The sequence below is a fragment of the Roseovarius sp. D22-M7 genome, from assembly GCF_037083785.1.
In the GTDB taxonomy this organism is placed as follows: Bacteria; Pseudomonadota; Alphaproteobacteria; order Rhodobacterales; family Rhodobacteraceae; genus Roseovarius.
Map to the genome: position 1 here is coordinate 1 of NZ_JBAPKY010000085.1, position 9,800 is coordinate 9,800.

At 58.0% G+C, this 9,800-nt stretch carries 7 protein-coding genes and 3 pseudogenes; 3 read left to right on the plus strand and 7 right to left on the minus strand.

Going from position 1 to position 9,800, the window contains the following annotated elements:
- Window positions 1-94: 94 nt before the first annotated feature.
- The 5 genes and pseudogenes from V8324_RS20180 to V8324_RS20200 form a co-directional block, all read right to left on the minus strand.
- A pseudogene (locus tag V8324_RS20180) lies at window positions 95-265 on the minus strand (recombinase family protein); the annotation flags it as partial.
- A gap of 260 nt (window positions 266-525) precedes the next feature.
- Window positions 526-1,317: a VPLPA-CTERM sorting domain-containing protein gene (locus V8324_RS20185; protein ID WP_336421697.1), complete on the minus strand. Its 792-nt coding sequence runs from the start codon at window positions 1,315-1,317 to the stop codon at window positions 526-528.
- 693 nt (window positions 1,318-2,010) lie between these two features.
- Window positions 2,011-2,895 carry an ArdC family protein gene (locus tag V8324_RS20190; RefSeq protein WP_336421698.1) on the minus strand — a complete coding sequence of 295 codons (885 nt, stop codon included), beginning with the start codon at window positions 2,893-2,895 and terminating at the stop codon, window positions 2,011-2,013.
- A 1,123-nt stretch (window positions 2,896-4,018) separates the two neighbouring features.
- A complete protein-coding gene (gene scpB / locus V8324_RS20195; RefSeq protein WP_336421699.1) occupies window positions 4,019-4,609 on the minus strand; it encodes an SMC-Scp complex subunit ScpB in 591 nt (196 codons plus the stop codon).
- A 1-nt stretch (window position 4,610) separates the two neighbouring features.
- The gene (locus V8324_RS20200; RefSeq protein WP_336421700.1) at window positions 4,611-5,507 is read right to left on the minus strand and encodes a DUF1403 family protein; all 897 of its coding nucleotides are present in this window, start codon (window positions 5,505-5,507) and stop codon (window positions 4,611-4,613) included.
- Between the two features lie 216 nt (window positions 5,508-5,723).
- Here V8324_RS20200 and V8324_RS20205 point away from each other — a divergent pair.
- Window positions 5,724-6,871: pseudogene (locus tag V8324_RS20205) on the plus strand (IS630 family transposase).
- 350 nt (window positions 6,872-7,221) lie between these two features.
- On the opposite strand, the gene V8324_RS20210 reads toward V8324_RS20205, so the two are convergent.
- Entirely contained in the window at window positions 7,222-7,614 is a 393-nt protein-coding gene (locus tag V8324_RS20210) for an SET domain-containing protein-lysine N-methyltransferase (RefSeq protein ID WP_336421701.1), read from the minus strand.
- A gap of 42 nt (window positions 7,615-7,656) precedes the next feature.
- Window positions 7,657-7,983 carry a hypothetical protein gene (locus tag V8324_RS20215; RefSeq protein WP_336421702.1) on the minus strand — a complete coding sequence of 109 codons (327 nt, stop codon included), beginning with the start codon at window positions 7,981-7,983 and terminating at the stop codon, window positions 7,657-7,659.
- Between the two features lie 169 nt (window positions 7,984-8,152).
- Here V8324_RS20215 and V8324_RS20220 point away from each other — a divergent pair, with 169 nt between their 5' ends.
- Both V8324_RS20220 and V8324_RS20225 read left to right on the plus strand, forming a co-directional pair.
- Complete coding sequence (locus V8324_RS20220) at window positions 8,153-8,500, plus strand: transposase (RefSeq protein ID WP_336421703.1); 348 nt, start codon at window positions 8,153-8,155, stop codon at window positions 8,498-8,500.
- Between the two features lie 340 nt (window positions 8,501-8,840).
- Window positions 8,841-9,800 (plus strand): annotated as a pseudogene (locus V8324_RS20225) (calcium-binding protein); the annotation flags it as partial.

A 9,800-nucleotide genomic window follows, 5' to 3' on the forward strand; every position in this document is an offset into this window, starting at 1 on the left:
TCTTGCCATGGTCTTCTCCTTGCTCGCAGCATCATGCCGCTGTTGCACGGAAAATCCACCTATCCCGGCTGTTCAGATTTCCGGAACCACCTCTGATCGCCTGCAGAGTGATGTCAGGATCGGCGCCCTTTATCGCGGATAGGCGGTCGTCGGTTTCACGGCGTCCAGCCCGGGCCAGCACTTCGGCGGGCAAGAAACCATCACGCACATAAGCCTTCACGGCCCGCAGCACTCGGCCCTTGGTCCAGCGTCGATCCAGAGGCAGGGACATTTCCGCGTCTGGCGGGCGGTGCTGGGACCAGTGAGTGTGGTGGTCGCACCTTCATTACGCAAGATCATCCAGCGCGATCTCAAGCGCATCCGCCAAAGCGCGCAAGGTCGCGATAGAACGCAGAAGGCGACGCTATTGCGCTTACGTAGCGCCTACAAAGTCTGCTCCTGCAGTATACAAAAGAATCAAAAATGGGAGGCGAATATAACTCGCCTCCCACCTGACACGTTCAAGAACTGATTGGCCCGATTAGTTCAGGCCTTTCTTTGCCGGCGCGCAGAAACCGCCGAGATCCCGAAAAAGCTCCCCAAACCACCAAGCAACATCAGAACCGAAGCAGGAAGCGGTATAGCACTGACTGAAATCACGCCCACCTGTCCATCAAAATTATCACCGCCATACGTACCCAGTGGCGATGTTCCCTCTCGGGAATCAATCGAAAACGCAAGCGCTCCAACTCGTGTCCAGTCGATGTCTTCACCTACAAACTCAGACAGAAAGAGATTGGGGGAGATGGGGCCGGCTCCAATAATCTCCGCAAACTCTGCTCGATTGCCGTCATTATCCCACACGAATGCCGAAAAAAGCGCCGTCGATCCACCACTACCCGGGTTAAAGTTACTCAGATCGAACGAAAAGAAGGTCTGTGCTTCAGAGCCAATCACAAGGTTCTCGTTCAGACCAGATGTATTGACGCCAGGACCGATCTCAGTGTTGGTCGCATCATCCCGATCCGAAGTTCCATCATATACAATATAACCAACCCCACTAGTGCCGGAGTCGTTGTTGAAGGTCAAAGCCCCATTTTCGCCGTTCAGGCTAGTGCCAGAGGTGACCCCGTCCTGGTTGAGCACCTCCATGTAACGGGTTCCTCCAAACATCCCACCGGACACTATGCTTGCACTTGGGAAGTCTGTTGTCGGAAGATTCGCAACCCGTTGGCTGTCTGTGAAATCATCTATCACAATCGTCGTCGCGGTTGCCCCCGACGCCATTAGCATTGTCGCGGCTGCACCTGCAGCGAGTATTCCTGTTGTCTTAATCATGCCCTGCTCCTCAGGTTGGTCGCAAGAAACAGCTGATCATGGGTTGATCAGCAGCCATATCCAAGAGCGACAGTAAGTACTCAGAGGGCTCACTGTCAACGACAACAAGGTTAAAACGGCAATAATCTTTGGATCTGCAGTTTTTGTTCATGATATTGGGCTTCCGAGCTGGTGCTTACATTACTCACGAGAACCGCCACTCAACTCATGCGGTAGTTCCTCAGCAGATGGCATGAGTTGGGCCTAGCCTGGTGGGCTTGCCGGTGGGCAGCGCTGATCAATTTGTCGTCGCTACAGGCAGGCTGATATCGACATCACCGGCAGGAGGTGAACGAGGGTTGTGAACAGACATCCAAGCCTGCGGGCCTGTTCACACCTCATATGAGGATTTCCAGCGCGGGCCGAGTTGCGCCCGACCACTCCCCATACGCGGCGGCCCACACGGAAAATCCTCCGGTACGGCCGATGGTTAGCAGTATATCGATATATTTGCTGTTTGATATTCGGCAGCCAAAGCTCAACCATATACGTTTGCACTTCTTCACTTTTGGGCATGAAATGCCCGTCCGGTCGAAATGGAGCCAGTTCACCCGCCCAAAGGCTACTTTGAAACCTTCCGCGGCCAAGATTACAACGTAACACAAGAGGCCCCGCCTGATGGCGGGGACCTTGATCGTTCAGCAGGGCGGGCTGTTACCCGGCGGCCATCCGGTCGGCCTGCGCGGTGCGGGCCATGATGTAATCCACGGCCTTCTGCGCCTCGGACGCGGCGCGGAAAATCGCGCGGCTATCTTCCTTCATCGCCTCAAGCCATCCTTCGACATAGGCCGCGCTCTGCTCGAATTCCGGCTCCACTCCGATCTGCGCGCAAAGCATGCAGTTTCCGATTTCTGCAACCAGCTCCTCGAACGCATAGGCCTTGCGGTCGTTGAAGCGACCCAAACGATCCAGCCGCCTTGTGGCTCCTGTCCAGTGCGTCAACTCGTGCGCGAGGGTGCCATAATATCCTTCCGCACGATGAAAGGTTGTGATCGGCGGCATATGGATGCGATCCGTTTTGATGTTGTAATAGGCGCGCGGCTCTTGGGTGCTATCGATCTGCGCGTGGGTTGCAGCGAAGAAGGCGTCCAACGCGGAATCGGCCACAGCACCAAGACCACGAGGTGGATCTGGCAAGATGTAGAATTCAGCTGGCAAGCCCTCTATCTGGTCGACGCTGAACACGCGGTAGGCTTTGGCATAGGGGATCTGGCGTTCCTCGCCGTTTTCGTCCTCGCGCTCGACGGTGCCATACTTCACGACGGTGGCGGATTTCTCGCCCTTGCGGACATGCCCCCCAAGCTGCTTGGCCTGATTGAACGTCATCCAGCGGGCTGAACTGTAGTCTTTGGCCATCGCCGTGGCCCAAAGCATCAGGATATTGATGCCCCGATAAGCTTCGCCATTGAATCGTTCCGGCAAGCTGACCGATCCCCCTCCACCGGTCCACGGCGTGCGCCAAGGCGGCGTTCCCGCCTCGATCTGCGCGACAATCTGATTTGTGACATGGGAATAAACGTCAAACTTCTCTGCGGTCATTTGTGACCCTCCTTCGAGTGACGCGGGCCGGGTCTGCTCCCCTTTCCGCCAATGGGCGGGCCTTCCTGTTCTGATCTTTGGAATGCCCATGCATTCCGAAGGGCAGAGCGGGTAAGGGCAAAGCCCGTCCTGCGGCCTGGCGGGGTCGTGACAACCGGGTGGAGGGCGTGAATTTGGGAGGGACCCACGCGTCTCACCCGCGTGGGAGGAACCGGAATTCAGGGCCGGAACCGACGCTGCAGGCGGCGCTTGCCGGTTTTCTCGGACCTGCCAGGATGGCAGGCGGATCATTTGGATTGGGAGACTGTCGGGGTTGGGGTGAGCGAGCGTCAGCCCGCCGATCCCCTGCGCTGTCTATCGCCTAAAGCGATCCAGGCAAGGGTGCCGGGATCACACTATTTCGATCAAATAATGACGACATACCCACTGCAGTACATAGATGCCACCGTCCGTCAGGTGGCAGACGGAGTTCCAGGCAGTGTTCGAAGGGTTGGTGCAAGCTGGGGTCGGGCGCAGCGCCGCTCTTTTTAGGGCTACGAGAAGGCATTATACATCCCCAAATTGTGTGGATATGTCTGTGTGCAAGTTTCTTACCAGATTATTAAATACTGTTGTGACAAGTAGTTAATTTGCTTCGCATAAAAACTAGGCAAAAAGCTTAAGCTATTGGAAGAACTCATGCATTCGTGCTCAAAAGACAACTTCAGCACCTTCCATTTTTCCTCTTGCAATATGCACCATCTTCCCTTATCAACAGTGGATTATCAACCGGAGCGTGTTCTCCGGTGGCATGCATCCAGACTTGTTTTCTCACTCAATAAGCGCTCAAATGAACGATGGCTCATCCTTTGGGCTCTGAGATCGTTGCCGGTAATCGCCCCTTAAGTCTTCGCAGCAAGTGTGCCGCGTGATCTCGGCCGCCCTCACGCCTTCATGCCTCATGCCCGTCCAAGGCGGCAGCATTGAACCACAACTGTGCGTGCAAAATACCACGCATCCTGCAATCCTTGGACTTGCTTCACACCCTTCTTCCCGATGGCCTCCGTAGGCGCAGCGGATACCGCTGCCAAGAATAGCCGCCGGTGCGTCCCACGCCGAGGCGATTTCCTGCAATTTCGCTGCCTCAGGGGCGGGCATCTGGGGCCATGCCAGCATCGGCCAATTGCTCGGGGTCTGGGAGGTCGGCCAAGCTTTGCAGATCAAAGGCCGCGAGGAAAGTCTCGGTGGTAACAAACGTATAGGGCGCGCCACGGCGCGGTGCGCGGGGACCAGTGGCGATGAGATCGCGGGCATGCAGCCGACTGATCAAATCGCGGCCGACCTCGCGCCCGAAGATCTCCTTCAGTTCGGCTAGGGTGATCGGCTGGTGCCAAGCGATGGTGGCCAGCACCGCGAAATCGAACTCCCGCAGGTCGAGATCCTGTCCACCGGCATCCGCCGCGGCGTGGATCGCCGGGGCATAGGCGGCCTTCGTACGCAGCATCCAGCCATCACCCACGCGGGCCACCTCATAGGGGCGCTCCGCAAGGTCGACGGCGAGATCGGCGATCAACAGATCGATGGATATCCCCTGCCCCACCACGCGGGCCAGATCCGCGCGCGACACGGGACCGGCCGAGGCGAAGAGCACCGCCTCAATGCGGCAAATCCAAGCGCGCCATCGCCCCTCAGGGGGCAGATCCGCGAGATCACGGTCAAGATGGTCGCGCAACATATCAGATCCCGTAAAGCCGCGACGTGTCGCGCCCGGTCAGTTCGCGTACGACACCCAATGCGACCAGTCGGTCGCAGAACCGCCGAGCCGCACGGTCCGAGCGCAGCACGCTCAGCGCCCCCGGCGTCACCGCGTCTTGGCGCAGGATCGTCTCGACCGCCTCTTCGGCGCCTCTGGCGCGCAGGCATGGCGCGGCGGCACGCAGCCGTTCACCCCGGCGCGACAGATCCGACACGAGTTGTACCGCCTCGCCTGCCGCCGCGACGATGGCGCGATGACAGGCCAGCCAGAGATCTGCGCCGGTCCGGCGCAGATCGCGGGGGGCCAGTCCCGGGGTCAGCACAGGGGTGATCCGCGGCCATCCCAAGGCGTCGACAAGCGCCGCCTCAGCCAGGATCAGCGCATCCGTTTCCGCGCGTGGCGCCTCGGACAGAACCGCCTCGAGTACGGCGACAGCGCGTGCGACCGGCATCCCCTCCCCCGCCCCGGCCGCGCGCCATCGTGTAACATCCGCGAGGTCATGACCGGGCAGGACCGCGTGCAGGGCCGCGCACGAGACCGGCCGCGCCACCGCGCGGCGCCATTGCAGGTATGTCTCGCCCGCCGGTCCAGCAGAATCCCCGGGACACCGCAAATGCACCGCGTCGCGCAGCGCGCCCGCGCTTTCGGGCCGCCCGGTCAGGGCCGTGCAGGCCACCGCGGCGCGCAGTGCCAACCGGTCGCGCAGCAGCGCCAGCGGCACCCCGGGCGCGCGTAGCGCCACGTCCAGATACGCGAAGGCCGCGCCGGCAAAGCACGCCCAGTCTTCGGGATTTGGATCGCGCGACGGCCGCGCCCAATCGGGGATCTGGGGCCATGCCGCGGGGAAGGTCTCTAGGGCCGGGTGGGTCGATATCATGCCATCACGGTACTTCCAGACGGCGCTTTTGACCATATATTTTGGGGATGTCCGCATTCCGTGTTGGCTGCGGTGTGCTCTGTAGGATTTCAGCCAAGGGCCGCCCGAAGCAGCTTCGGTTAGATGACTGATACCAACGGCCCCGGACCGTGACTCTCGCGGGCTTTCCTTCGATTCACTGCTGTGATTCCCTTTCATCGAAGCATGGAGGTTTCGATGGCGGTTGCGATTACACGAACGGACTTGTCGGCACGTGAGCTTCGGGTTGCGACGGCGAAGGCGAAGGATGCCAAGGCGGCGCGGCGGATGCTGGCCATCGCGCTGGTGCTGGAGGGGGTGGACCGCAAGACGGCGGCCGAGACCTGCGGTATGGACCGGCAGACGCTCCGGGACTGGGTCCACCGCTACAACGCCGACGGGCTGGCGGGGCTGTCTGACCGCCGCTCGGCTGGGCCGTCGCCGCGGCTGAGCGCTGAGCAGAAGGCCGAGTTGGCACGGATGGTGCGCGAGGGTCCCGACCCTGCCGTGGACNGCTGGGCCGTCGCCGCGGCTGAGCGCTGAGCAGAAGGCCGAGTTGGCACGGATGGTGCGCGAGGGTCCCGACCCTGCCGTGGACGGGGTGGTGCGCTGGCGACGCGTCGACCTTCAGCGCAAGATCGAGGTGTACTTCGGCGTCGCCATGCACGAGCGCACGGTGGGCAAGCAGTTGGCCGCGCTCGGATTTCGCCGGCTGTCGGTGCGCCCGCAGCACCCGAAATCCGACCCCGAGGCCCAGGAGGCGTTCAAAAAACTTCGCCGCAACCGTAACCGACGCATTGCCGGATCACGCCCGTGACAAACCCCTGGAGGTGTGGTTCCAGGATGAAGCACGGGTCGGCCAGCAGGGCACGCTCACCCGCATCTGGGCGCCGCGCGGCAGCCGCCCTCGCGCGCCCCGCGACACCCGCTACACTTGGGCCTACATCTTCGGCGCCGTCTGCCCCGAACGCGGAGCCACCGCCGCGCTCGTCATGCCCAACGCCGACACCGCTGCGATGAATGCCCACCTCGCCGAGATCTCCCGCACGGTCGCCAGGGGCGCGCATGCCGTTATCGTGCTCGACGGTGCCGGATGGCATGGCGCCAAGGCTCTGAAGGTGCCCGACAACATCACCCTGCTGCCGCTCCCGCCATACGCCCCGGAGCTCAACCCGGTCGAGAACGTCTGGGCCTACCTCCGCGCCAACCGCCTCGCCATCTCTGTGTTCGAAACCTATGAGGAGATCGTGGCACGATGCTGCGACGCTTGGAACTTCTTCGCCACCGACATCGCCACCGTGCGCTCGATTACCACCCGAGAATACGCTAAAGCGGTCAAAAGTTAAGGCCGTTGGTATGACATCTTATACTTGGCAGTAGAAAGGCTGTTGTCGTGTGTCATCATTCGATGGGCCCGGTCCTCGTCGGTAGCCCAACGGCACCGCGCCAGGCCCCAGGGATCTGCAAGGCCGGCAGCTTCCAGCGCATTTGCAAGAAGCGCACTCATGAAGACAGCATCGTCCCGAATAGGATCAAGCCAAACGGCGACACCTTTGATCCTGCCCCGGATTGGTGGACACGCATGATAGGCTTTTGAACTAACGGAAGGAGTGTCCGATGGAGAAGAAGCGCCGGTATTTTCCGGATGAGTTCAAGCGGCAGGCTGCGGAGCGCGTCGAGACGAGCGGGCTGTCGATCATGGATGTGCGCAGCTTGCCTTAACGCATGCAGTAAAACCGACAACACATACCTTTCGATAGTCGCAAGTTAATTCGTCTCCCACAACGAGATCTTGTGAGGCGATCATCTCGTCACCCAAGTCGATCAAGCTGGGGCCACTGCTGTGGTTCATAAAAATATCCGCATCGTTTCCGAGGCGAAATATCTCATGCTCCGGCAGGTACTCCGCGTGATGATAAACAACTTCAGCAACGTCCTTTGGAAAGCCTGCCACAGTGTTCGCAGAGATTTCGATGTCGAACGTGGGATCGTATCGCCAAACGACGGTTCCGGCGGCTACTGCTTCCATAATAAAGACTCCCAAGCCATGAATTGTACTTGGTCTTACACAGTGATCCACAACTAACATGTATAGTACCAATGGTTAACAAAATATGAAGGGTAATTAGGCTCAGGCGTCGGCTTCCATAAGAACGACGGAGAGGAGTGCTGCAGAGATGCCAATAATTTGTTTCAACGATAGCGTCTCACCAAAATAAACGATGCCTACGGCAGTCAGGGCGATGATGGTCGAAGAGCTGTACAGTACAGCGATCTGCGCAAGATTATAAGTTTGCATCAAAGCAATCCAGCCGATTGCGGTTAAAGCGTAAAGCAGCGCACCAGCGACAAACCATCCAGATACAAATGGCGATATTCTAAGTGACGCATGTTTAAGTGCGTAGTCGGCAACAACGGTCAGGATGACAATGAACGCCAAGAGAGCGTAGTTGTGCATAAGATAACCCCCAAAACTGCGATTGCATTCATGACCTTATGGCAGACCTTGGTTAAGACTGTCTTATGCTCGGCGCCTACGATACGCGCCGCTGCTGAACTGGTCGCATTTTCGACAGGACACCTGGGCCTGAACCAGGAGGCTTAGGCATATCCCTAAGCACGTGCTTATGTCTGAAGTAGAAATCATCACGGATGGTGGCCGCCGGCGCCGCTGGAGTTCAGCCGAAAAACTACGGATCGTCGAAGCGACGCTGGACGGCAGCGAGAGCATCTCGGCCGTCGCGCGCCGCAATGGCGTGGCGCCAAATCTTATGTATCTTTGGCGAAAGCTGATGGTGGAAAGAGGGAGTGTCGCAGTGATCTGGGACGACGGTGTGACCAGCAACAAGAAGGTGCGGCAGATGGAGGATCGCATCCGCGAGCTCGAGCGCCAGACCGCCGAAATCCACATCCGCATCGCCCTCATGACCCGCTTTTCGGCCCTCGGCACCGCCGAGATCGTCCGCGTGGCATGACGTCAATGGGGTAAGGGGCACTCACGCCTCAGCCTTGAGTTCTGCAACAATGCCCAGTTGAAATCAACATGCACTATCGTGTGATCCTGTCGGTTTTGCGGCTAAGAACGAAGCATATTTCGTCATTCTTGCGCAGAATGTCTGCAAATGGTTAAATCGTTTTCGGAGCAATGGGAATAAATAAAATTTTCGAAAATCACGCAAGGCTTTGAATATCCTGAAAAACCGTGTATGTAGTGGTTAAATTTCCAGCTCTCTATCGAATATCCTAAATTCAAGCGTTTAACTTCATCGGCCAAAACCACAACCGCAATCTTGGATGATGACGTAAATATTCTTGATGATTTATATCTATGACCAAACCGATGAGACTTCTGGCACTCCTGTGACCAAAGAGATGTTTGGTCTCAATGCGCTTATCACGATCAACACCGTCGACGAAGCGCTTATGGATCAAAGATATCAGGAGCTTGGCGTCACAAGTTTACGGTTCCCCGGTGGTTCAGTCACAGAATGGCATTTCGACATCACCAATATTGCAGGCGGCAGCCTGGATAGATCGGTCAGTTCTTTTCAAGACGTTGAGCGAGAACTCGTCCCCTTCTCCGACTTCCTACAGGTAGCGGCCCGGATAGAGGCGAGCGTGACCTTGGTCGTCCCGACGATCAATGGCTTCACGCAATCTGCTGGTGAAGCCCTCATTGAAGGGACGTATGGTCAACGTCTCATCGAAGCGACATACTTGGATCATGTTGCTGGTTTCATTAAAGAGGCCGTTTCGAAATCAGATGCGCTTGGTGTCAAGATCGATGCTTTTGAGATCGGAAATGAGTTCTGGGGATCAGGACAGATGACCGCGGCCGAGTACGGCAAGCTGGCCGCGGCGGTCTCCCAAGTAGCCTCGGAGACCCTCTCCGATCTTGACATGTTGCCCGAGCAGCAACCGGATATCATCGTACAAACAATCAGTTCCGCCGGTACCTTTTCTCCAAGTAGCGAAAAGTTGCTCTATGTCGACGAACAGACAAATTTCATTTTCCAACCTTCCGAAGTTACCAGACTGGATAGTGACTTTTTTTCTGGGCTGACAAAAACCACCCTAAGTTCGCAGGGTAGATCTCGCGAACAGGCACGCGACATCATCTCTGCGTTCGAAGGTAAAAATGTCATCATTGATGATCATGGCCGGATTTTGCACTTCAACATGAGTATTCCACGGGTATGTGGCCATCGAATCCATGAACATGTGGCCACCGGTTCCACGGCATGTGGCCACCCCTTTGAGAGAGACCTGCGAGGC

Coding starts and splice junctions, on each gene's coding strand:
- V8324_RS20185 (WP_336421697.1), bottom strand. CDS start 1,317: ATGATTAAGACAACAGGAATACTCGCTGCAGGTGCAGCCGCGACAATG.
- V8324_RS20190 (WP_336421698.1), bottom strand. CDS start 2,895: ATGACCGCAGAGAAGTTTGACGTTTATTCCCATGTCACAAATCAGATT.
- scpB (WP_336421699.1), bottom strand. CDS start 4,609: ATGTTGCGCGACCATCTTGACCGTGATCTCGCGGATCTGCCCCCTGAG.
- V8324_RS20200 (WP_336421700.1), bottom strand. CDS start 5,507: ATGATATCGACCCACCCGGCCCTAGAGACCTTCCCCGCGGCATGGCCC.
- V8324_RS20210 (WP_336421701.1), bottom strand. CDS start 7,614: ATGTTAGTTGTGGATCACTGTGTAAGACCAAGTACAATTCATGGCTTG.
- V8324_RS20215 (WP_336421702.1), bottom strand. CDS start 7,983: ATGCACAACTACGCTCTCTTGGCGTTCATTGTCATCCTGACCGTTGTT.
- V8324_RS20220 (WP_336421703.1), top strand. CDS start 8,153: ATGTCTGAAGTAGAAATCATCACGGATGGTGGCCGCCGGCGCCGCTGG.